The 21,786-nt window shown below is 69.2% G+C and carries 24 protein-coding genes and 1 pseudogene; 12 read left to right on the forward strand and 13 right to left on the reverse strand.

Annotation, left to right across the window (positions count from 1 at the left end; genetic code table 11):
• Nucleotide 1: 1 nt before the first annotated feature.
• A complete protein-coding gene (gene msrA, locus ACODR1_RS04960) occupies nucleotides 2-652 on the forward strand; it encodes a peptide-methionine (S)-S-oxide reductase MsrA (RefSeq protein ID WP_488879459.1) in 651 nt (216 codons plus the stop codon).
• On the forward strand, nucleotides 652-999 hold the full coding sequence (locus tag ACODR1_RS04965; RefSeq protein ID WP_488879460.1) for an MmcQ/YjbR family DNA-binding protein: 348 nt from the start codon (nucleotides 652-654) through the stop codon (nucleotides 997-999). Before msrA ends, ACODR1_RS04965 begins: the two co-directional genes overlap by 1 nt.
• Nucleotides 1,000-1,192: 193 nt before the next feature.
• On the opposite strand, the gene ACODR1_RS04970 is transcribed toward ACODR1_RS04965, so the two are convergent.
• From ACODR1_RS04970 to ACODR1_RS04995, 6 genes are all read right to left on the reverse strand, one after another.
• Nucleotides 1,193-1,942: a DUF599 domain-containing protein gene (locus ACODR1_RS04970; RefSeq protein WP_488879461.1), complete on the reverse strand. Its 750-nt coding sequence runs from the start codon at nucleotides 1,940-1,942 to the stop codon at nucleotides 1,193-1,195.
• Nucleotides 1,943-2,001: 59 nt separating this feature from the next.
• A complete protein-coding gene (locus ACODR1_RS04975) occupies nucleotides 2,002-3,444 on the reverse strand; it encodes an MFS transporter (RefSeq protein ID WP_488879462.1) in 1,443 nt (480 codons plus the stop codon).
• A 74-nt stretch (nucleotides 3,445-3,518) separates the two neighbouring features.
• On the reverse strand, nucleotides 3,519-3,674 hold the full coding sequence (locus ACODR1_RS04980; RefSeq protein WP_058347217.1) for a DUF3309 family protein: 156 nt from the start codon (nucleotides 3,672-3,674) through the stop codon (nucleotides 3,519-3,521).
• 100 nt (nucleotides 3,675-3,774) lie between these two features.
• The gene (locus tag ACODR1_RS04985) at nucleotides 3,775-4,167 is read right to left on the reverse strand and encodes a DUF983 domain-containing protein (RefSeq protein WP_488879463.1); all 393 of its coding nucleotides are present in this window, start codon (nucleotides 4,165-4,167) and stop codon (nucleotides 3,775-3,777) included.
• Between the two features lie 297 nt (nucleotides 4,168-4,464).
• A complete protein-coding gene (locus tag ACODR1_RS04990) occupies nucleotides 4,465-4,599 on the reverse strand; it encodes an entericidin A/B family lipoprotein (RefSeq protein WP_101712307.1) in 135 nt (44 codons plus the stop codon).
• Nucleotides 4,600-4,700: 101 nt separating this feature from the next.
• A complete protein-coding gene (locus tag ACODR1_RS04995; RefSeq protein ID WP_488879464.1) occupies nucleotides 4,701-5,273 on the reverse strand; it encodes a beta/gamma crystallin-related protein in 573 nt (190 codons plus the stop codon).
• A gap of 158 nt (nucleotides 5,274-5,431) precedes the next feature.
• Between ACODR1_RS04995 and ACODR1_RS05000 the strand changes: the two genes are divergently transcribed.
• The 3 genes from ACODR1_RS05000 to ACODR1_RS05010 all read left to right on the forward strand — a co-directional run bounded on the left by ACODR1_RS05000 (nucleotide 5,432) and on the right by ACODR1_RS05010 (nucleotide 7,063).
• Nucleotides 5,432-5,974: an Ig-like domain-containing protein gene (locus ACODR1_RS05000; protein ID WP_488879465.1), complete on the forward strand. Its 543-nt coding sequence runs from the start codon at nucleotides 5,432-5,434 to the stop codon at nucleotides 5,972-5,974.
• Nucleotides 5,975-6,058: 84 nt separating this feature from the next.
• Nucleotides 6,059-6,532, forward strand: a complete 474-nt coding sequence (locus ACODR1_RS05005) for a hypothetical protein (protein WP_488879466.1) — start codon at nucleotides 6,059-6,061, stop codon at nucleotides 6,530-6,532.
• 150 nt (nucleotides 6,533-6,682) lie between these two features.
• Complete coding sequence (locus ACODR1_RS05010) at nucleotides 6,683-7,063, forward strand: DUF4282 domain-containing protein (protein WP_488879467.1); 381 nt, start codon at nucleotides 6,683-6,685, stop codon at nucleotides 7,061-7,063.
• A gap of 76 nt (nucleotides 7,064-7,139) precedes the next feature.
• Here the strand turns inward: ACODR1_RS05010 and ACODR1_RS05015 are convergent, their stop codons facing one another.
• From ACODR1_RS05015 to ACODR1_RS05030, 4 genes are all read right to left on the reverse strand, one after another.
• The gene (locus tag ACODR1_RS05015; RefSeq protein WP_488879468.1) at nucleotides 7,140-8,195 is read right to left on the reverse strand and encodes an endo-1,4-beta-xylanase; all 1,056 of its coding nucleotides are present in this window, start codon (nucleotides 8,193-8,195) and stop codon (nucleotides 7,140-7,142) included.
• Between the two features lie 195 nt (nucleotides 8,196-8,390).
• Nucleotides 8,391-8,810, reverse strand: coding sequence for a flagellar export protein FliJ (locus ACODR1_RS05020; protein ID WP_488879469.1), 420 nt, complete (start codon nucleotides 8,808-8,810; stop codon nucleotides 8,391-8,393).
• Between the two features lie 24 nt (nucleotides 8,811-8,834).
• On the reverse strand, nucleotides 8,835-10,169 hold the full coding sequence (gene fliI, locus ACODR1_RS05025; protein ID WP_109100856.1) for a flagellar protein export ATPase FliI: 1,335 nt from the start codon (nucleotides 10,167-10,169) through the stop codon (nucleotides 8,835-8,837).
• Nucleotides 10,170-10,228: 59 nt separating this feature from the next.
• The gene (locus ACODR1_RS05030; protein ID WP_488879470.1) at nucleotides 10,229-11,239 is read right to left on the reverse strand and encodes an alpha/beta hydrolase family protein; all 1,011 of its coding nucleotides are present in this window, start codon (nucleotides 11,237-11,239) and stop codon (nucleotides 10,229-10,231) included.
• Between the two features lie 116 nt (nucleotides 11,240-11,355).
• Between ACODR1_RS05030 and ACODR1_RS05035 the strand changes: the two genes are divergently transcribed.
• The 3 genes from ACODR1_RS05035 to ACODR1_RS05045 all read left to right on the forward strand — a co-directional run bounded on the left by ACODR1_RS05035 (nucleotide 11,356) and on the right by ACODR1_RS05045 (nucleotide 14,890).
• On the forward strand, nucleotides 11,356-12,129 hold the full coding sequence (locus ACODR1_RS05035; RefSeq protein WP_488879471.1) for a LytTR family DNA-binding domain-containing protein: 774 nt from the start codon (nucleotides 11,356-11,358) through the stop codon (nucleotides 12,127-12,129).
• A 406-nt stretch (nucleotides 12,130-12,535) separates the two neighbouring features.
• Nucleotides 12,536-13,231, forward strand: coding sequence for a response regulator transcription factor CtrA (gene ctrA, locus ACODR1_RS05040; RefSeq protein ID WP_488879472.1), 696 nt, complete (start codon nucleotides 12,536-12,538; stop codon nucleotides 13,229-13,231).
• Between the two features lie 252 nt (nucleotides 13,232-13,483).
• Nucleotides 13,484-14,890, forward strand: coding sequence for a M23 family metallopeptidase (locus ACODR1_RS05045; protein WP_488879473.1), 1,407 nt, complete (start codon nucleotides 13,484-13,486; stop codon nucleotides 14,888-14,890).
• Here ACODR1_RS05045 and ACODR1_RS05050 read toward each other — a convergent pair.
• Nucleotides 14,887-16,998 (reverse strand): phosphocholine-specific phospholipase C, encoded by a 2,112-nt coding sequence (locus tag ACODR1_RS05050; protein WP_488879474.1) that lies wholly within the window; start codon nucleotides 16,996-16,998, stop codon nucleotides 14,887-14,889. The genes ACODR1_RS05045 and ACODR1_RS05050 overlap by 4 nt on opposite strands.
• A 250-nt stretch (nucleotides 16,999-17,248) precedes the next feature.
• Here ACODR1_RS05050 and ACODR1_RS05055 point away from each other — a divergent pair, with 250 nt between their 5' ends.
• Nucleotides 17,249-18,133 carry a DMT family transporter gene (locus tag ACODR1_RS05055; RefSeq protein WP_488879541.1) on the forward strand — a complete coding sequence of 295 codons (885 nt, stop codon included), beginning with the start codon at nucleotides 17,249-17,251 and terminating at the stop codon, nucleotides 18,131-18,133.
• Nucleotides 18,134-18,163: 30 nt separating this feature from the next.
• On the opposite strand, the gene ACODR1_RS05060 is transcribed toward ACODR1_RS05055, so the two are convergent.
• Nucleotides 18,164-19,267, reverse strand: coding sequence for a Zn-dependent alcohol dehydrogenase (locus tag ACODR1_RS05060; protein ID WP_488879475.1), 1,104 nt, complete (start codon nucleotides 19,265-19,267; stop codon nucleotides 18,164-18,166).
• A 273-nt stretch (nucleotides 19,268-19,540) separates the two neighbouring features.
• Entirely contained in the window at nucleotides 19,541-20,011 is a 471-nt protein-coding gene (locus ACODR1_RS05065; protein WP_116490468.1) for a chemotaxis protein CheW, read from the reverse strand.
• 177 nt (nucleotides 20,012-20,188) lie between these two features.
• Here ACODR1_RS05065 and ACODR1_RS05070 point away from each other — a divergent pair, with 177 nt between their 5' ends.
• The 3 genes and pseudogenes from ACODR1_RS05070 to ACODR1_RS05080 all read left to right on the forward strand — a co-directional run bounded on the left by ACODR1_RS05070 (nucleotide 20,189) and on the right by ACODR1_RS05080 (nucleotide 21,777).
• On the forward strand, nucleotides 20,189-20,578 hold the full coding sequence (locus ACODR1_RS05070) for a hypothetical protein (RefSeq protein ID WP_488879476.1): 390 nt from the start codon (nucleotides 20,189-20,191) through the stop codon (nucleotides 20,576-20,578).
• 139 nt (nucleotides 20,579-20,717) lie between these two features.
• Nucleotides 20,718-20,864 (forward strand): annotated as a pseudogene (locus ACODR1_RS05075) (hypothetical protein); the annotation flags it as partial.
• A gap of 220 nt (nucleotides 20,865-21,084) precedes the next feature.
• Nucleotides 21,085-21,777, forward strand: coding sequence for an MgtC/SapB family protein (locus tag ACODR1_RS05080; protein ID WP_488879477.1), 693 nt, complete (start codon nucleotides 21,085-21,087; stop codon nucleotides 21,775-21,777).
• Nucleotides 21,778-21,786: the final 9 nt, after the last annotated feature.

Below are 21,786 nucleotides of genomic sequence, written 5' to 3' on the forward strand. Positions count from 1 at the left end.
CATGCTGTTCAAGAAAAGCCTCGAGATGCCCACCGTCGACACCGCCCTGCCGGGGCGCGAGGCGGCGATCCCGACCGCCCAGACCCACTTCGTCAACGGCGCTCCGCTGAAGGGCCCCTATGCCGACGGCCTGGAGACGGCCGTGTTCGCCATGGGCTGCTTCTGGGGCGTCGAGCGCGTGTTCTGGAAGGTTCCCGGCGTGCTGGTCACCGCCGCCGGCTACGCCGCGGGCATTACGCCGAACCCGACCTATGAAGAGGTCTGCTCGGGCCGCACCGGCCACACCGAAGTGGTGCTGGTGGTGTTCGATCCCAAGGTCGTCACCTACGAGGCCCTGCTGAAGGTGTTCTGGGAGAACCACGACCCGACCCAGGGCATGCGCCAGGGCAACGACATCGGCACCCAGTACCGCTCGGGGATCTACGCCACCAACGACGCCCAGGCCGCCGCGGCCGTGGCGTCGAAGGAAGCCTATCAGGTCGCCCTGTCGGCCAAGGGGCTGGGCGATATCACCACCGAGATCGCCGCCGCCGGCCCGTTCTACTTCGCCGAGGACTATCACCAGCAGTACCTTGCCAAGAACCCGGGCGGCTATTGCGGCATCGGCGGCACCGGCGTGACCTGCCCGATCGGCGTGGGCGTCGAGGCCTGATGAGCCCGCAGGCCTTCCACGCCGCCGCCATGGCGCTGCCCGCGGCGACCATGACCGTCCAGTGGGGCGACGACCAGGTCTACAAGGTCGGCGACAAGATGTTCGCCGTCATGGGGCCGGGCGCCGCCCAGGGCGGGGTGTCGTTCAAGGTCTCTGACGTCGCCTTCGAGGTGCTGACCGAAACGGGGCGGGCGATCCCTGCGCCGTATCTGGCCCGCGCCAAGTGGGTGAAGCTGGACGATCTGGGCGCGTTCGACGACGCCGAGGTCGCCGACTGGCTGAAGACCGCCCATGCGCTGGTCGCGGCCAAGCTGACGAAGAAGGTGCGGGCGGCGTTGGGGCTCTGAGAAAGGCCCCCTTAGTCGCCCCGCGACAGCTCCCCCAGAGGGGAAGCATCTCTAGATCCTCCCCCTTTGGGGGAGGTGGCCCGGAGGGCCGGAGGGGGGACGTTTTCAGCTTTCGAGGCGACAGTCGGGAGCGCGCTGACTTCCCCCTCCGTCGCTTCGCGACACCTCCCCCTTCAGGGGGAGGATCTCTGCACTAAATCCGATCCTCCGGCGGTTCCTGCACCCCGCTCCGCATGTGCGGGCCGTGCACCACCGGTTGGCGCTCAAGGATCTGCCTGACCTTGCGCACCGCCGCCGAGGCCCGGCTGCGGCGCTGGCGCCAGACCAGCAGGACCAGGGCGCCGGCGCTGGCCGCCAGGAAAGCGTAGGGGCCCAGCAGCCAGGCCGCCGCCGCCAGGGCGAAGTAGTAGCCGCGCACCCCGGCGTTGAAGGCCGACAGGGCCGGGTTGAGGATGCCGCCAGCGGCCTCGGCGTACTCGGCCAGCACGGCCGGCGGCGACCAGACGGGCGTCGCGCCGATGGCGGCCAGACAGTAGTTCATCTGGCGCAGGGCCCAGATGAAGTCGAGCAGGCCCCGGGCAAGCGTCAGCAGGACGAGGCCCAGCTTGATCTGGAACATCACCGGCGTTGTCTCGGCCAGCACCTTCAGGCCCTCGACGCTTTTCAGCGCCGCGTCGCCGCCGAACAGCACGCCGGCCGCCGCCGCGATCAGGATCAGGTTCGACGAGGCGAAGAAGCTGGCCGAGTTGATGGCGTGGCCCAGAAGCTGGCCGTCCAGCAGGGCGACCTCGCGCACGGCCATCTCGGTCATCCACCGGCGGCGGATGACCGTCATGTCGGTGTTGATCAGGTTCTTGCCCTGGCCCAGGCGCCGCAGCAGCGGCTCGTAGAACAGCCAGGCGAAGACGAAGAGGCCAAGGGCCAGGATATCGAGAATCGGCATGGTGGACGCTGCGAAGGAACGGGAGTCGACGACAGGGGATATCGGGCGGGGCGCGCCGGTCAATCCTCGGCGATGAGACTGTGTCTGGCGGTGTCACGCAACAGGACCGAGACGACGAGGCCCACGGTCATGATCGCGGCGACATAGAGGTAGAATCCGCTCTCGATCCCGCCGTGCTTGAAGGCCAGGCCGACCATCTCGGCGGTGCCGCCGAACAATACGTTGGCCACGGCGTAGGGCAGGGCCACGCCCAGGGCGCGGACGTGGGCGGGAAAGAGTTCGGCCTTCACCACGGCGCTGATCGAGGTGTAGCCGGACTGGAAGGTCATGCCGACGATGATCAGGGCCAGGGCCACGCCGATGGAGTCGGTGGCGGCGATGCCGCTCATGATCGGCCAGATGGTCAGGGCCCCGCCGGCATAGGCGGCGATCAGCAGCGGCTTGCGGCCCACCTTGTCCGATAGCCAGCCGGCGACTGGCTGCATCAGCATGAAGACGATCATGCTGATGGCGCTGATCTCGGAGGCGGCGGCCTTGTCGAACCCGGCCGTGTTGACCAGGAACTTCTGCATGTAGGTGGTGTAGACATAGAAGGTCAGCGAGCCGCCGGCGGTCAGGCCCATGATCATCAGCGTCTCGCGCGGGTGGCGGCGCAGAAGCGGCGCGATCAGCGTGGCGAAGAAGGCGACCAGGAAGACGCCGGCCAGCACCTGCGGAACGAGGCCCGGCCGCGCCAGCACCCAGCCGCCCGCCGCCAGGGTCAGTACGAAGAACAGGCTGGCGAGGTTGCGCTGGGCCTTGCCTATGCCCGCGGCCGGCTTGTCGGCGGCCTTGAACGAGGCGCTCTCGTCCAGGCCCCGGCGGATCCAGAACACCACCACGGCCAGCAGGGCCCCGATCACGAACGGGATGCGCCAGCCCCAGGCGGCCAGGTCGTCCTTGTGCAGCAAGCGCTGCAGGACGATCAGCACGGCCAGGGCGATCAGCTGGCCGGCGATCAGGGTCACGTAGTGGAAGCTGGACCAGAAACCGCGACGGCTCTTACCGGCCATCTCGCTCATATAGGTCGCGCTGGCGCCGTACTCGCCGCCCACCGACAGGCCCTGCAGCACGCGGGCGATCAGCAGAACGGCCGGCGCGAACAGGCCGATGGTCTTGTAGTCGGGCGTGATGGCGATAATCAGCGCGCCGGCGCACATCAGCGACACCGAGACGCTCAGAGCCGCGCGGCGTCCCGAGCGGTCGGCGTAGTGGCCCATCAGCCAGGCCCCCACGGGGCGGGCCACGAACCCCAGGAAGAACACGGCGGCCGCTTGCAGCAGCTGCACGGTCTGGTCGCCCTTGGGGAAGAAGTGCGGGGCGAAATAGAGGGTGAAGGCGGCGTAGGCGAACCAGTCGTACCATTCGACCAGATTGCCGGCCGAGCCACCGAGTATGGCCCGGGCGCGCTGGCCCGGGGTCAGGGTCACGGCGGCGGGCTGCGGCGCGGCGGCGTCGGTCATGCGGGCTCCCCTGGTCGGCCATGAGCCGTTGGAGGAACCTTATGCGCGTTCGCCGCCGCGCTCCAAGAGGGGCGTCAGATCCTGCCGATGAGCACCAGGATGATGATGATCACCAGAACGAGGCCCAGGCCGCCGCTGGGGAAGTAGCCCCACGAGCGGCTGTGGCCCCAGGTGGGCAGGGCGCCGATCAGGGCCAGGATCAGGATGATGATGAGAATGGTGCCGAGCATTCGGGTCTCCCAGGTGTGCCGGCGAACCTTGTTCGGTCCGCCTGGGCTTCGGGGAGGGAATGCGGCCTGTGCGGCGACGGTTCCGCCGCGACTTTTCGGGTCAGCCGCCCGGAGCGTCCCCGGCCTTGCGCAGGCCGTTGGCCCACAGGGCGCCGATCACCGCGCCCTTGACGCGCGGCAGCAGCATCAGGGTCAGGGCCGCCAGCGGCAGGATGGTCAGCGGCGCGACCAGCCAAGGCGAGGCCTGCCAGATGAACGGGAACAGCAGCAGCGGGGCCACGAACAGGTGGCCGACGATCAGGATCGTGAAATAGGCGGGACCATCGTCGGCGGGGTAGGCGGCCAGGTGGTGGCCGCAGGCCTCGCAGTCGAATTCGACCTTCAGGTAGCGCGAATACAGCTTGCCCTCGCCGCAGTTGGGGCAGCGATGGCGGACGCCTCTCTTCATGCCGGTAAGGACGCTGGGTACGGGTCGGTCGGTCATGGCGTCCATATGGCTCCGGCGACGCTTGGTGCAAATAGCACTTTCGGTCGCATGCGCGCTTTGGAAGCAGATATTCGTCCCTAAACCGGGGAGTTGCCGAAAGACTTCATCCTCTGCGCGTGTCGTGCGCGAATGAATTTTCCGGCAAGGTTAATGGCGGGCGGCTTCCGGTTAAGCTTTGGCTGTCGAACGACGTCACACGGGTTACTTGTCTCGACACCGGCAAATCTGGCGCGCCATTGCGGCCGGGATTGGGCGAGGCGGCGCGCCCGCCGTGCGACAAAACGCGCCGAAGAGCCGAGGGCCCTACTTGGCGTCGCGCGCGGTGTCGGCGACCGCGCGGCCGGCGGCCGAGACGTCGCGGCCCACGCCTTCGATGGTGTTGCAGGCCGAGACCAGCAGGGCGGCCGCGGCGGCGGCGAGGACGATGATCTTGCGCATGGGCGTTCCCCAAATGAAAAGGCGCGCGGAGCTTAGCCGCCCCGCGCGCCGCTTCAAGGTCGAGTTCTCGACCAAATTAGGGCGAGAAAAGTCAGGGCCGATCAGCGGATCCGGCGGATCGAGCTGACGCGGTCGTTCATGTCGCGCGGGAAGACGCCCATGTCGGCCGACACTCGCCAGCAGCGGCCGCGGTAGTAGGCGTCGTCGCACAGCTCCCACTCGCCGCGCCGGATCTGGATCGACGAGGCCTTGTCGTTGAAGCCGATCTGCACGAAGTCGGGCATGTCGCCGCGCACCTCGTAGGCGCGGCCGCCGTAGCCGGCGTGCTCGAAGATCACCGCGTCGGCGCCGCGGCCGCCGCCCCAGCCGGAACCGCCCGAGCCGCCCGGGCCGCCGGGACGACCACCGCCGCGCACGCAGGCCAGGCGGCCGTCCTGGTTCTCCATCTCGCGACAGTCGGCGCTGGCGGTCGACCACTGCCAGCGGCCGCGACGGTCGCGGCACTCGGCGGTGATCTCGCCACGGCGAACGTTGATGTTGCGGCAGCTCTGCTCGTAGGAGCCGCGGGGCCGTTCCTCGTAGCGGTCGCCGCGGCCGGGGCCTTGGGCGAGGGCAGGGGCCGCGGAGGCGGCGAGGGCGCTCGTCGCGGCGATCAGGGCGATGGCGGTGCGCATGGCGAAGGTCTCCCGAAAGGCCGGCGTCGAGGCCGGTTGATGCGGCCAAGCTAGTATCGCGACGCGTGAACGTCACCTGAATGAAAACCTTGTAACGAAAGGGCGCCGTCGCCGAACGGCGCCTTGAGAAGGCCGCGCTTGATCGCCATTGTCAGGCCATGCGCACCGCCGTTCTCGCCCTTCCTGTCCTGGCCGTCCTCGCCGTCGCGGGCGGCGCGCTCGCGCAAGCGTCCCGGCCCGAGCCGACTCCTGTCGCGCCGGTGACGGTGATGCCGCCGACCCAGCCGCCGAAGGTGACCGCCACCTGGCCGGCGGCCAGCCAGACCGTGGCGCCGGGGATCCTGGTGCTGAAGGTGACCTTCGACCAGAAGATGACGCCCGGCGCCTGGAACTACGCGGCCGGGGCCGGCGGCGAAAAGCCCGAATGCGTCCGCGCGCCCCGCCTGCTGAACGACGGCAAGACCTTCGTCCTGCTGTGCAGCACCAAGCCCGGCAAGAACTATGCGGTGACCTTCAACGGCGTGCGCGAGGGCGGCTTCGCCAACGAGGCCGAGAACCCGGCCCTGACGGCCGAGCTGGCCTTCTCGACCAGCAAGGATCCGTCGATCTACACGCTGAAGTCGGCCATGAAGGCCGCCAGCCTGAAGGACGACGAGGCCCCGATCCAGGAAGCGCCCAAGCTCGTCGCCACGACGCCGTGAGTTGGCGATCACGCGTTGTTTCGGAACCGTTACAAACCGGGCTGCGTTGGATGATCGGGCAGGGGCCCTCCGACGGAGCGCATTATGAAGACCAAGTTTGCTTACCTCGCCGCCGCCGCGACCCTTTCGATGGCTGGCGCCGCTTACGCTCAAGACGCGGCTCAGCCGCCGGCCGATCCGGCCGCCGCGCAACCGCCGGCCGCCAGCACGCAGCCGCCGGAATCGACGACCAGCAGCACCACCACGACCACCACCACCACTCCGGCTGACAGCAGCGCCGCGGCCGCCAGTTCGGCAGGCACGCCGTCGTCCGCCAACGTCTCGGCCGACGTCGCCGTCGGCGCCGAGATCAAGGATCCGGCCGGCGCGGTGGTCGGCACCGTCAGCGGGACTTCGACCGGCGCCGACGGCTCGGCCAACGTCGTGGTCAGCAGCGGCGACAAGAAGTTCGCCCTGCCCAAGGCCAGCCTGAGCGCCGGCGCCGACGGCAGCATCAGCACCACGGCCACCAAGGCCCAGATCGACGCCGCCCTGGCCGGCGCCGCCGCTCCGAAGTAACGGGGCCGAAGGCTGGGGACGAAACAACGGCGTCCCTTCTTCCGAACACGCACGAGGCCCGCCCGGCATTGCCGAGCGGGCCTCACGCTGCTAGCGATGCAGCGTAAACTTCGGCGGTCTCCGCCAGTCCGCTGACATGAGGTGTGTCGGATGGCTCCGGCCAGGAAATCCAAGGCGCGTGGTTCTGGCGCGTTGTTCTGGGATCTGTTGACGTTCGACCGACTGGTGACCGGGCCGGTCATCCACCTGATCTACTGGGCGGGCCTGGGCGTCGTCGCCCTGTTCGCCTTCTCCGTCGTCGGCGCGGCCGTGGGCCTGGCGCTGAAGGAGCGCGGCGTGGCTTCGCTGCTGCTGGCCTTCCCGGTGCTGATCGCCGGTCTGCTGGTCGCCGCCGGCATGGTGCTGCTGTGGCGCGCCTTCTGCGAGTTCTACGTCGCCGTCTTCCGCATCAGCGAGGACCTGCGCGCCCTGCGCCAGGCCAACGACGCCGACCACGCGGTGGCCTCCAGCGTTCGCGGACCGGGCGCTTAGGCCCGGCGAAAACCTCGTCCTTCGACAAGCTCAGGAAGAGGTTTTCTACCGCCAGGCCCGCGCACGGCGTTGACCACTAGCGCCTGAACGCCTCCACCAGCGCCGCCGCGGCGGCCTTGGGCCGGCCCGCGTCGTCGAACGGCGCGGGAGCGTCCGACGCGTTCTCCTTCTTCAGCCACGAATCCCCGTCGCGCAGGCCCCACAGGGTGAAGGCGAAGCGCTGGCGTTCGGGCAGGGCCATGAACGCCTCGGCCGCCTCGCCATAGGTGCGCGCCTGGCGGCGCTCCAGCTCGGCGCGGCCCAGGAGCTTGTTGTCGGCGCGCACCAGCGACACGTCGAGTTCCGACAGGTGGATCGGCAGGCCAAGGCTGGCCAGGTCCTTCATCATGGTGGTGATCTCGCCCGGCCGGATGTCGGCGGCGACGTGCATCTGCGTGCCGATGCCGGTCAGGGGCGCGCCCGAGGCCAGCAGGCGCTCGGCCAGCTTGAGGAAGGTGGCCCGCTTTCGGGGCATGTATTCGAGATTGTAGTCGTTGAGCAGCAGGGTCGCGCCGGGATCGGCCTCGCGCGCCGTGCGGAAGGCCAGGGCGATGTGCTCGAAGTCGCCCAGGCGCCTGGACCAGAGACTCGTCCGCCAGCCGTCGCCGTCCTCGGCCACGGCCTCGTTGACCACGTCCCAGCCGACCACCTTGCCGCGATAGCGCCCGGCCACGGCCAGAATGTAGTTGCGATAGGCCTGTTCGAAGCTGACCCGGTTCTCGTCCAGCCGCTCGAAGGCCTCGGGCGCCTGGGCGTACCAGACGAGCACGTGGCCCAGCAGCGCCATGCCGTTGGCGGCTGCGAAGGCGGCGATCCTGTCGGGCGCGTCGAAGCGGAACGAGCCGTCCGGCTGGACGATGTATTCCATCTTCATCTGCCATTCGGGCGTCAGCTGACTGACCTGTCGGCGCAGCAGGGCGGCGAGGGCGGGGTCGTCCAGGTGCAGGGCCTGGACCGAGGATCCGATCCGGAACGGCGCGACCGACTTCAGCGGCGCTAGGTTGGCCGGGACCGGCTGGCTCTGCGCCTTCTGGCCGCAGGCGGCCAGCGCCAGGCTGGAGCCGAGCACGGCGCGGCGTGAGACGTCGGACATCGTTTGCTCCCTGGCGATCGACGCGAGGAAAGCACGGGGAGGTTGGGGAAGGGTGAAGGGAACCTCCCCCATTGGGGGAGGCGGCCGAAGGCCGGTGGGGGGAAGTTTTCAGCTGACGATGCGTTGGCCGACTTCGAAGTCACGCCCCCCACCGATCGCTGCGCGATCGCCTCCCCCACAGGGGGAGGTTCGTTGTCAGCGCCCGCCCATCGCCGCGCGGCGCAGGCCCAGTTCGTCCAGGGCGGCCATTTCCAGCTTGCCGACCTTCTTGGCCAGGGCCGCCTTGGCGGTCTCGGCGACGTGCTCGTATTTCTTGAGGTTCTCGAAGGCCATCGACAGGGCGTCGCGGGCGCCGTTTTCCTCGATGCCGATCTGGTCGATCTCGAGCAGGGTCTCGGCGCGGCGCACTTCCAGACCCTTGCGGTAGCCGACCATGTACCAGCCGGCGGAGGCGTCGCCCTCGGCGTTGCGGATCTCGATCTCGGCCTCGGCGTCCATCGTGGCCAGCTTCATCTGCGCGGCCTCGCGGCGGTCGACCACCTCGGCCAGGCGCTTCTGCAGCGTCTCGACCTCGTGGTTCGAGAGGCGGATCAGGGAGGCGGCCCACTTGGTCATGCTGGCTTACTCGGTACGGGCGCTTCAGGCGGCGCTTTGGAGAATCTGGCCGAGGAAGTTGAACGAATCGTCAAGACTCGTGGCTTCGTCGGGGTTCTGGCTGAGGAAGGCCTCGACCGCCGGATTGAGCTGGATGGCCCGGTCGACGGTGGGATCGGCGCCGGCGCGGTAGGCGCCGATGCGGATCAGCTCTTCCATGTTCGAATAGGCCGACAGCACCTGGCGGGCCGATTTGACGATGTCGCGCTCGTGCGGCAGCTGGCAGCCCGGCATGGTCCGGCTGATCGACTTCAGCACGTTGATGGCCGGGAAGCGGCCGCGCTCGGCGATCGAGCGCTCCATGACGATGTGGCCGTCGAGGATACCGCGGGCGGCGTCGGCGATCGGCTCGTTGTGGTCGTCGCCGTCCACCAGCACGGTGAAGAGGGCGGTGATCGGGGCGGCGGTGGTGCCGTCGGCGCGGATCGGACCGGGGCCGGCGCGCTCGAGCAGCTTGGGCAGTTCGGTGAAGACGGTGGGCGTGTAGCCCTTCGTGGTCGGCGGCTCGCCCGCGGCCAGGCCGATCTCGCGCTGGGCCATGGCGAAGCGGGTCACCGAGTCCATCAGGCAGAGGACCTCCTGATCCTGGTCGCGCAGGAACTCGGCGATGGCCAGGGTCATGTAGGCGGCCTGGCGGCGGGTCAGGGCCGGCTCGTCCGAGGTGGCGACCACGACGATGGCGCGGCGCAGGCCTTCTTCGCCCAGGGTTTCCTCGATGAACTCGCGCACCTCGCGGCCGCGTTCGCCGATCAGGCCGACGACGACGGCGTCGCAGGTGGCTTCCTTCGCCAGCATCGACAGCAGCACCGACTTGCCGACGCCGGAACCGGCGAAGATGCCCAGGCGCTGGCCGCGGCAGGTGGTGGTGAAGACGTTCATCGAGCGCACGCCCAGGTCCAGGCGCTCGCCCACCCGGCCGCGGGCGTGGGCCGGCGGCGGCGGGGTCTTCAGCGGGTAGGGAACCTCGCCCTGCGGCAGCGGGCCAAGACCGTCGATCGGCTCGCCGAAGGCGTTGATGATGCGGCCCAGCCAGGCCTTGGTCGGGCGCACCGTGGCGCCTTCGGGCATGATGCGGATCTCGGCGCCGGGGGCCACGCCCTCGACCGGGCCGAAGGGCATCAGCAGGGCGCGGGTCTCGCGGAAACCGACCACCTCGGCCGGCAGCACCGGCGCGCCGATGCGCTCGATCTCGACCCGGGCGCCGACCGCCAGGCGCGTCAGGCCGCCGCGAGCCTCGATCAGGAGGCCGTTGACGGCCGCCACGCGTCCAAAGACGGTCAGCGGGTCAAGACGTTCGACGGCGGCGATGAGACTGCGCAAGACGGCTCCTGGAAGCGACCCGCGCAGACTCGGTCATCATGGTTAATTGGGCATGAAATTCAGCGTTCGCCGACGCCCAGTTGGGTGGCGAAGAATGTCGCAACCTGCCTGTTGAAATCGGCGTGGAAAGCGGCCCGGTCGAAGCCCGGAGCGCTTGCGCACAAAGGGGTTGGCAACTGCTTGGCCGCCTGCGGGCCGCACGGGACCAGGAAGTCGAAATGTCGCGCCCCCGGCACGATGCGATAGTCGTGGGCGCGGGGCAGGGCGCGGTGCACGGCCTCGGCGTAGTCGGGATCGGGCAGGATCTCGTCGTCGCCGGCCTTCCACAGCTGCAGCGGCTGGGTGACGCCCTTCAGCCCCGCGCGGCCGAACGAGAAGCCCAGGGCCGGCGCGGCCGAGACCACGGCCCTGATCCGCGCGTCGTGGGTCCATGTCGCGGTCAGGACGCTGGCCGGCAGCGGCTTGCCGGCGCTGAGGCGGCAATCGTAGTTGGCGGGATGCTTCAGACAGTGGGCGGGGAAGGTCGCCGCCAGGTTCGGCTCGCCGCCGGCCGCCGCCAGCACCGTGAAGCCGCCCGACGAGAAGCCGAAGGCGCCGACCTTGCCGGCGTCGATCCGCGCGTGCATCGGCGAGGCGTCCAGCATGTAGCCGATCAGCACGGAGAGCTGGCGGGGGCGGTCGGCCATGTCCAGCGCCCGGCTCTGGTCGCGGTAGTTGTCGCCGGTATGAGTGAGCGCGGCGACGACGAAGCCCTTTTTCACCAGCGCGGCGGCGGTGTCGTAGTGGCCGCCGAACCAGCCGCCGTTGCCGTGCGACATGACCACCAGCGGCAGGTCCTTGCCGGCGACCGGAGCGCCGCCGGCGACGGGCAGGCTCTCCATGCCGCCGGCCGGCGCGGTCTCGGGCGTGTCGGTGGGATACCAGACCCCGACCTCGATCGGCGGGCCGCCGGGATCGGGCGCGGACAGCCGCATGAAGCCGACATGCGGCTCGGACGCCCAAGTGGGGGTGGAGGCTATGCCGGCGAAAGCGAGGGTGGCGAGCAGGGCGAGAAGGCGAGGGGAACGCATGGAGGGCTCCGGTTGGCGACGCCCTCTCGATGCGGCCCCGGCCCTTGCGCCGCCACGTCCGTTGCGTGAACGGGCGAATGGGTTCGCCAAGCGGCGAACGGCGCTATAGATCGGCCATGACCGCAAAGCCTCCCGTCCTGGGAACCGCCCGCGAATGGGCGATCGACCTTTCCGTCGCCACGGCGGTGGGGGTGTTCCTGGGCGTGGTCGGGCCGTTCGGCAGCTACTTCAACGGCTCCGTCCTCGTGCGCGCGTTCTATTGGACGGGCTGTTTCTGGGCCGGCATCGTGATCTTCGGCCTTTCGATCCGGCTGGCGATCGCCGGGGCCGAGCGGCTGAAGGTTCCCGCCTGGGTGATGGTCGGCGGTGCCATCCTGGTCGGTTGCGGTTTGCAGACGGCGGTCGTGGCGCCGCTGGCCACGAGCCTGTGGCCGTTCCTCAAGCGCCTGTCGCCGCTGGACTGGTACGGCCAATGCCTGGCGATCTCGGCGCCGATCGCGGCGGGTTTCACCTGGCTGCGCGCGCGCCTGCAGGTGGCGCGGGTGGTCCCGGTCATCCCGGGAGCGCCGGCCGAGCCTGCTCTCACGCCCTCCAGCGTCCTCTATCTGAAGATGGAGGACCATTATGTCCGCGTCCGCACGCAGACCGGCTCGCGGCTGGAGGCCGGGCCGCTGGCGCGGGTGCTGGCGGGGCTGTCGGGCCTGGACGGCCTGCAGGTGCACCGCTCGTGGTGGGTGGCGCGTCGGGCGGTGGTCGGGGTCGAGCGCGACGGCCGGAACCTGCGGCTGAGGCTGGTCGACGGCGAGGCCGCCCCTGTCTCTCGCGCCTCGGTGGCCCGCCTGCGGGCGGCCGGCTGGCTGACCGACGGGGAATCGGCCGCGACCGGGTGACGCGGCGATCGACCGCTCAAGCTTTCGGCCGCCCGCAGCCCGCACGCTGAAGGCGAAAAAATGGGTGGGAAATTCTCGCGACAGAACGCCGCAATCTCGCCCTAAAGACGAACGGAGCCTTGAGGCTTCTTAACGCGGTAACGGCGTCCGATCCCCTGTTAACCCTTGGGTTTGCTGGCTTTTCACCATGCCAAGGTCGAGCTTGAAAACCGCCTGCGGCCAATGTGCGCAACGGTTTTCTGGGCGCTTGCACCCGATTCGCAAATCATATTAACCATTTCGCCAGACGACGCGTTCACCATTAACCAGTCTTAAATTAACTGTCCGCCAGACTGGTGGACGGGTTTCACCGGCGGTTGTCCGCCTAGCTGTCGAATAAGCGCCGCCTCAGGGCGGGGAGGGTTTCATGCGGGTACTGTTGATCGAGGATGACAGCGCCACCGCGCAGACGATCGAGCTGATGCTGAAGTCGGAAGGCTTCAACGTCTACACGACCGACCTGGGCGAAGAAGGCGTCGACCTGGGCAAGATCTATGACTACGACCTGATCCTGCTCGACCTGAACCTTCCCGACATGAGCGGCATCGACGTGCTGCGCACCCTGCGCGTGGCCAAGGTCAACACGCCGATCATGATCCTGTCGGGCACGGCCGAAATCGACACGAAGGTTAAGACCTTCGCCGGCGGCGCCGACGACTACATGACCAAGCCCTTCCACAAGGACGAGATGATCGCCCGCATCCATGCGGTGGTCCGTCGTTCGAAGGGTCACGCCCAGTCGGTCATCAAGACCGGCGACATCATCGTCAACCTGGACGCCAAGACGGTGGAAGTGAACGGCAACCGCGTTCACCTGACCGGCAAGGAATACCAGATGCTGGAGCTGCTCTCCCTGCGCAAGGGCACGACCCTGACCAAGGAGATGTTCCTCAACCACCTGTACGGCGGCATGGACGAGCCGGAACTGAAGATCATCGACGTCTTCATCTGCAAGCTGCGCAAGAAGCTGGCGGCCTCGGCCCAGGGCAAGCACCACATCGAAACCGTCTGGGGCCGCGGCTACGTGCTGCGCGACCCGAACGAGCAGGTCAGCACCGCCTGATTTTTCGCCAGCGCGAAACCCGAAATTCGACAGAAGGCGCCCGCTGCTCGCAGCGGGCGTTTTTCTTTTCCGGCTCGCGTTTTCCGAGCCGGGACAACGGGTTAACCATATCCGTGACAAAACGTCCAAAGCACCGGATAGTCCTTGATCGGCGGCCCCTGCGCCGTCATGTTCCGGCCCGACGATTGCTGGGGGGCTTCCCGGCCGTGCTGTTTCTGTACGAAAACGGCATCGCTACCTAACGGGGGACCGATGCAGGAATTTGATCCGCGACGCCCGACGTGGCGTCTCGCGCCGCGGCTCTTCACCGCTGTCGCCGGCCTGGCCGCCCTGGCCCTGGGCTGGAAGCTGACGGCGGGCGACGCCCCGTCGACCGTCGTCGCCGCCCACGCGCCGCTGGACGCCGCCGCCATGGTGGCCCTGCAACACGTCGCCTTCGCCCAGGCCGAGGCCCAGCCCGGCTTCGATCGTCCTGAAACCGTTTCCGTCAAGGTTCGCCCCGGCGAGACCCTGCAAGGCGCCGTGCAGCGCTCGGGCGTCGGCGCCGACGAGGCCAGCCAGGTGGTCAGCACGCTGCAGAGCGCCATGGACACGGTCAACATCAAGGCCGGCATGGCCTTCGAGGCGGCCATCGCCCGCCGCCGCGACAACGACCGCGGCCCGGCCCGCCTGGTCGGCCTGTCGATGCGCACCAGCCCGTCCTCGACCGTCACCGTGTCGCGCACCTTCGACGGCGCGCTGAAGCTGCGCGAGATCGAGGAACAGGTCCGCGACGAGACCAAGGTCTCGTGCGGGGCCATGAACGGCTCGTTCTACGAGAGCGTGGCGGCCGTCGGCGGCAGCCCGGCCGTGATCAGCCAGGCGGCCAAGCTGTTCTCGCACAAGATCGACTTCTCGCGCGACATCAAGGACGGCGACCAGTTCTGCCTGGTGTTCGACCGCAAGGTCACCGAGAGCGGCCGCACCATCGAGGCCGGCGACCTGGAGTACGCCGAGGTCAAGGGCCAGCGCTTCTACGCCTTCGAGCGGGACGGCAAGACCCAGTTCTTCGACGAGAGCGGCAAGAACATCAAGGGCTTCCTGCTGCGCACCCCGGTCGACGGCGCTCGCATCACCTCGACCTTCGGCATGCGCCGCCACCCGATCCTGGGCTACGCCCGCGGCCACAAGGGCGTCGACTTCGGCGCCGGCACCGGCACCCCGATCCTCGCCGCCGGCGACGGCGTGGTGCTGGAGGCCAAGCGCTGGGCCGGCTACGGCAACTGGCTGCGCATCCGCCATGCCGGCAATTGGGATACCGGTTACGCCCACATCTCGCGCTACGCCAAGGGCATCCGCCCGGGCATGCGCGTCTCGCAGGGCCAGGTCGTGGCCTATGTCGGCTCGACCGGCATGTCGACCGGCCCGCACCTTCACTACGAAGTCTGGCTGAATGGCCAGCGCGTCAACCCGATCGGCGCCAAGGTGCCGCAGGGCACGGTGCTGTCGGGCGGCGAGCTGGCGGCCTTCAAGGCCAAGAAGGCCCGGGTGGACACCCTGCTGGCCCAGGCCGGCCGCGAAGACAGCAACTATGCCCAGGCCTCCAACGGGACCAGCAAGGACACCCCGCGCCTGGCCCTGGCCGAGCTGAAGTCGCCCAACGCGAGCCGGCTGCGCTAGCGAGACAGCCTCGCCAGTTCGCCCATCAACGGATCGCTGTGCGAGTGCCGGCCCGATTCCGCGCGCCCCGCGGCGCGGCGGCGCCAGGACGGACGCTCTTCGCAGCGGGCCGACAGGTCGTACCAGTCGGCGCCCGTCGGCCATTCGCGGTCCCGCGTCTCGCCCGCCGCCAGCGTCACCGTCCAGGGCTTGGGCCTCAGCAAGCCGGCCGGCTCGACGATCACCGTGCGCGCTTCCGGACTGGTGTTGTAGAGGATCATCGCCACTGTCTTGCCGTTGAGGTTAGGGACGATCAGCCATTCCAGCCCGTCGGACGGTTCGCCCGCATAGTGTCGGTGGAAGCTGTTGGGTCCTAGCAGCCACAGGTCGTAGGCGCCGGCCGGCCAGGCGTCCTCGAGCCGCCCACCCGCGCCCAGGGTGTAGCGGCGCGGCGCCTGGTCCAGGCGCAGGCGGTCATAGACGTGCAGCACGGCCCCGGCGGCGCCGGGATTGTTCAGGAGCAGGCTTGCCGCCTCGTCGCCGATCCTGGCGTCCACCTCCAGTCGGTAGGGCAATGCGCGCGATTTGCGCGTGCCCATCTCCTGGTAGGGCGCCCGGACCGCGGTCGGCGTCGGCGGGGTCGTCGTGCGTTTCTTCTGGGCGAACCGCGCCGCCCTGGCCAGCGTCTGCATGTCCTGCATCGCGGCGGGCGGGTCGGCGTTCGGCGTGGCGAAGTTGAAGCACGAGGTCAGGTCGCCGCACACAGATCGTCGCCAGGGCGAGATGTTGGGCTCGGCCACGCCGAAGCGGGCCTCCAGGAAGCGGATCACCGAGGTGTGGTCGAAGACCTCGCTGTTGACCCAGCCGCCCCGGCTCCAGGGCGAGATCACGTACATCGGCACCCGCGGGCCCAGGCCATAGGGGCGGCCCATCAGGTCGTCACGTTCGGCCTTGGCCTCGGTCGGATTGCGCACGAGGTGATACTCGCCGGCCGTATCCACGGTCGAGCCGCCCAGTGGCTTGCCGGCGGCGTCGCGCGACGGCGGGGCGGGCGGCGGGGCGTGGTCGAAGAAGCCGTCGTTCTCGTCGAACATCACCAGCAGCGCCGTTCGCGCCCAGACCTTGCTGTTCAGGGTCAGGGCGTCGAGCACCCGGGCCAGGTAGAAGGCCCCCTGGGCGGGGCTGGACGGGCCCGGATGCTCGGAATCGGCGGCGGGGGCGATGATCCACGAGACCTGCGGCAGGCGCCCCGACAACACGTCCTGGCGCAGCCCGTCGAGATGCCAGGTGGACAGGGCCAGGTCCTTGAGCCGCTGGTCGGCGCCGGGGGCGCCGGCATGGGCGGCGCGATAGGCCGCGAACCCCGCCAGGGGATTGTCGGTGAAGTTGTCGGCCATGTCCTGGTAGATGCGCCAGCTGACGCCCGCTTCCAGCAGCCGTTCGGGATAGGTGGTCCAGCGATAGGACTCGGCCGCGCCGCCCTTCTCCGGAAAATCGTCGTGCGAGTTCGAGATCGATGGCCCGCCGGCCTGGCCTGCGCCGTCGTTGGTTCCGCTCCACAGGAACAGGCGGTTGGTGTTGGTGCCGGTCTGCGTCGAGCAGTGATAGGCGTCGCACAGGGTGAATTCGTGGGCCAGGGCGTACTGGAAGGGGATTTCGGCCTTGGTGTAGTAGCCCATGGAGTGAGGCCGCTTGGCCACGGGCCAGCGGTCCATGCGCCCTTCGTCCCAGGCGTCCTGGGCGTCGGTCCAGCCATGCGGCGTGCCCTCGACGCGGATCAGGTCGCCCAGCGGGCCGGTGCTGAGCGCGAAGGGCGCGATCACGTCCGGGCCGCCTTGCTGGCCATAGGCCTGGAGGAACGCCGTGCCGTCCTTGCGGCCGGCTGCGTCGCGCACCGGGACGGGGAAGCGGTCGCCGAAGCCGCGCACCCCGGCCATGGCCCCGAAATAGTGGTCGAAGCTGCGGTTCTCCTGCATCAGGATCACCACGTGCTCGACGTCCGCGATCGTGCCCGTGCGGTCGTCGGCGTCTATCGCGGCGGCGCGGGCCAGGGTCGAGGCGAGGAAGGTCGGCAGGGCGCCGGCGGCGGCCCCGCCCAGCAGCAGGCCGCGGCGATCAATGTCGGACATGGCGAATCTCCCCCTCAGGAACACTGCCGGTAGCATGGCGGGCCCGGCGATCTCGTGACAGCGCGCACAAGGGCGGCCCGCGGTTGAAGCCCGGCGGGGAGAAGCCTAGAAGCGGGGCGCAGACATGATCGCCGCTCCGCTTTCCCGCGGGGCGGCGATGCTTTTTTCGACAAGGCCCGCCCCCGTGACCTCGCCTAGCGTGACCTCGCCCCGCGCCGACCTCTACAGCAACCGCCGTTTCGTCATCGGCATGGCGGTGCTGTGCTGCCTGCTGTGGGGCAGCGCCTTTCCGGCGGTGAAGGCCGGCTATGCGATGCTGCACGTGGCCAAGGCCGACACGGCCGCCCAGATGCTGTTCGCCGGCTGGCGCTTCGTGGCGGCCGGCGCGATCCTGCTGGTGCTGGCGGGGCTGACCGGCAAGCCGCTGGTCCCGCCCCGCGACCAGGCGCCCAAGGTGCTGGCGCTGGGGATCGTCCAGACCACGGTGCAGTACGTCTTCTTCTATATCGGCCTGGCCCACGCGACCGGCGTGAAGTCGTCGATCATGAACTCCACCGGCGCCTTCTTCGGCGTGATCCTGGCCCACTTCCTCTATGCCAACGACCGCCTGACCCCGCGCAAGGCGCTGGGCTGCCTGCTCGGCTTCCTGGGCGTGCTGGCGGTGAACCTCGGCGGAAAGGGGCTCGATTTCGAGTTCAGCCTGCTGGGCGAAGGCTTCGTGGTCATCGCCGCCTTCGTGCTGGCCGCCGCCGGCATCTGGGGCAAGACCATCTCGCAGAAGATGGACGCCATGGTCATGACCGGCTGGCAGCTGGCCATCGGCGGCGCGGCGCTGCTGGGCATCGGCTTCGCGTTCGGAGGCCGGCTGGAGGGCTTCGACATCCGCTCTCTGGCCCTGCTGGCCTACATGGCGGGTCTGTCGGCGGCCGCCTTCGCCCTGTGGAGCCTGCTCCTGAAGCATAACCCGGTGGGCATGCTGGCGGTGTTCAACTTCCTGATCCCGGTGTTCGGGGTGCTGCTGTCGGCCCTGTTCCTGCATGAGCCGGTGCTGGCCTGGAAGAACGCCGCCGCCCTGGCGCTGGTCTGCGCCGGCATCTTCCTGGTGACGCGGGCGGGGCGGCGGAAAGCGGCCTAGAAAAACCCTCTCTCTTTGAGAGAGGGAGTTCTAGTCGAACACGATCACCGAGCGCGCCAGTTCGCCGCGCTTGAGCTCCTCGAAGGCGTCATTGACGTCTTCGAGCTTGATGCGGCGGGCGATCAGCTCGTCGAGCTTGAGCTTGCCGTTCATGTAGAAGTCGACGAAGCGCGGCATGTCGACCGGGAAGCGGTTGGAGCCCATGTAGCTGCCCTGGATCTTCTTCTCGCCGAGGAAGTCGGGACCGTGCAGCTCGATCATGGTGCCGACCGGGATCATGCCGATGATGTTGGCCGTGCCGCCCCGGCGCAGCATCTTGAAGGCCTGCTCGGCGGTGACCTTCAGCCCGATGGCCTCGAAGCTGTGGTGCACGCCGCCGCCGGTCAGTTCCTGCACCTGCTTGACCACGTCGCCGTCATTGGCGTCGATCACATCCGTGGCGCCGAACGTCCTGGCCAGGGCCAGTTTCGAGGGCTGGCGGTCGATGGCGATGATGCGTCCGGCGCCGGCGATGGCCGCGCCGTTGATGGTGGCCAGGCCCACGCCGCCGCAGCCGATGACGGCCACGGTCTCGCCCGGCTGGACCTTCGACGTATGGATCACCGCGCCGATGCCGGTGGTGACCGAGCAGCCGATCAGGGCGGCGCGGTCGAACGGCATGTCCTTGCGGATGGCCACGCACGCATGCTCGTGCACCAGCATCAGCTCGGCGAAGGACGACAGGTTGAGGAACTGGGCCATCGGGCCGCGCCCGTTGGCGGCGTTAAGGTCTTCCTTGAAGAGGCGCGGCTCCGAACCCTTCGGCCGCTTGGTCTCAGAGCTGGTGCACAGGCTCATGTGGCCGGTGAGGCAGACCTCGCAGTGGCCGCAATAGACCGACAGGCAGGTGATGACGTGGTCGCCGACCTTGACGGTGCGCACCTCGTCGCCGACCGCCTCGACGATCCCGGCGCTCTCGTGGCCCAGCACGGCGGGCAGGGGGTGGGGGTAGGAGCCTTCGACGAAGTGCAGGTCGGAGTGGCAGACGCCGGCGGCCTTGGTGCGGATCAGCACCTCGCGCGGGCCCGGCTTGCCGATGGTCACGTTCTCGATGACGAGGGGCTTGCCCACCTCGCGCAGCACCGCCGCCTTCATCCGCTCGTCTCCCGCTTTATGGTTGTGCGGCAGACCCTAGCCCCGGCGGAGGGGCGAGCGGAAGAGGCTATCGAAACATTTGTTTGAAGGTGGAGCGGGTCGGCGTCGGTGGCGGGCCTGGTCCTGCTTCCCTGGGCCTCGTGCCCAGGGCCCATCGTTCAGCCGCTCGGATCTCTCAGGACGAACGAGGTCTGAGCGGCCGCCGGCATGGGCCCTCGCCACAGGGGCGAGGGAGGCGACTCTCATTGCCGGAAGAGACGGTTGAATGCGCCCTTAGGCCGCGATGGCGATCGGGCGCTCGGGCAGGATGGCGTCGACGGTCAGCAGCACGACCATGGCCGCTTCGGTGGTGACCACGGCCGAGACCAGGGCCGAGGCCTCGTCGCCGACCGAGGGCGGCGGGCTGATCTGGCTGGCTTCGACGATGAAGCTGTCGCACACCGCGTCGACCAGCAGGCCGGCGACGTCGCGGCCGTTCTCGACGACGATGATTACCTGGCGCGGGCCGTCCTGGGCCGGGCCCTTGCCGAGGCGGGCCGACAGGTCGATGACCGGCATCACCTGGCCGCGCAGGTTGATGACGCCGCGCACGTGCGGCGGGGCGTCGGGCAGCGGGGTGGGAGGCGTGACACCGCGGATCTCGCGCACCGTGCCGACCGGCACGCAGTAGGTCTGGGCGCCGACCTCGAACGACAGCACCTGCAGGGCTTCGCCGGGGGTATAGGCCGTGTTGTTGCTCGACATCGCTTTCGTCCGCCTTCGTCGCGTCGATGGCCTTCTGGCCACGTTCGAGGAAAAGCATCGCCCAGAAAGGTGAACAAAAAAGGCGCCTTGGCGCGACTTTCCACCTGACAGGGCCGTTCACACGGGGTTCAGGCGCGAACGCGCAGGCTTGAGGCAAGCTTTTCCAGGGAGGCCGCCATGGCTTTCAAACCGCTCAAGACCTTCGGGGGCGTCGCCGCCGGCCTCGCCGCCCTGACCATGATCGCCGCCAGCACCCAGGCCTCGGCCGACGACTGGCGCCGCCACCGCCACCGTGACCGCGGCAACGACGCCGCGGCCGCCGCCATCGTCGGCGGCATCGTGGGCCTGGCCATCGGCTCGTCGCTGAACAACGACCGCCGCGACCGTCATTACGACCGTGGCTATTACGGCCGTCCGGCCTATGGCTACGACTACGGCTATCGCGCGCCGCCGCCGCGCTATTACGGCTACGACTACGGTCCGCGCCGTCACCGCAGCGACTGCTGGACCACGCGCGACTACGACCGCTACAGCGGCTCGGTCTACGAACGCACGGTCTGCCGCTGAGGCCTTTCAACCCCGACGCCGATCCCTCGGCGTCGGGGCTTGTCATAGAGAACAAAAAATGAACATTGTGACGCCTCCGGTTCTTGAAGAGGCCAGTTCCATGTCTGCCGCCGCCATCGTTCCCGACCGCCAGGAAGTGGCCCTGGCCGCGCTGCTGGGCGCCTGGCGCACCCTGCGCGCCGCCGGCCTGGAGGAGGCCGAGGTCCAGGCCCTGTTCCTCCAGATCGCCGACCGCCCCGAGGACGTCGCCCGCCGCCTGCGCAAGATGGTCAACGGCTTCAGCTGATTTTTGAGGAGGGCGCGCATCCGTCTCGCGACGGCCGCCGTAGCTGCGGACATGGAGGCGGCGTCCACGCAAGGCGCCGCCCTGCCGCGCGCCCGCCGACCCCCGTCCCCCACCCTGGAGGCGGGCGAGCCGGGGTTCCTTGCGCCTCTTCCCCCGTTGGAGGCGCAAGGGCCTTGGGCGAAGGCGGGAGCCTCTTGCCCCGCTTGGCCGTTCTCCCGCCATGGACGGCGTTTCGCTGCAATATGTGCTGCCCGTGCTGGGCGCCCTGATGGCCGGGGCGGTGGTCGGGTTCGAGCGCGAGTACCGCTCGCGGCCGGCGGGCCTGCGCACCCACATGCTGGTGTCGCTGGCCTCGGCCCTCCTGATGCTGGCGGCCGTGCACCAGCTGAAGTGGATGGGCGACACGCCGCTGGAGACGGTGCGTATCGATCCCGTCCGCATGGCCCACGGGGTGCTGACCGGCGTCGGCTTTCTATGCGGCGGCGTGATCTTCCAGCAGGGCGTGTCCGTGCACGGGCTGACGACGGCGGCGTCGCTGTGGATCACCTCGGCGCTGGGCATGCTGTTCGGCATGGCGCTGTACGACCTGGCGATCGCCGGCACGGTGCTCAGCGTGGTGGTGCTCAGCGCCGCCCGCTGGCTCGACCGTCACATGCCGCAGAAGAACTATGCCGACATCGCCGTGCGCTTCCGTCGCGAGGCCCTGGTCGACGAGGCGCAGTTGCGCGGCCTGCTGGCGACCTTCGAGCTGGAGGGCGGGCGCATCAACCAGCGCCTGATCGGCGGCGGGGCGCTGTTCGAGCTGGCCGGCTCGTTCTCGGGCAAGGGGACGCTGCGGCTGGGCGAGCTGGCCCGGCGCCTGGAGGAAGACCAGCGGGTGGTCGAGTTCGACATCCTGCCCAGAAAGGACTGAACGGCGCTC

The sequence above is a fragment of the Caulobacter sp. FG7 genome, from assembly GCF_057808875.1.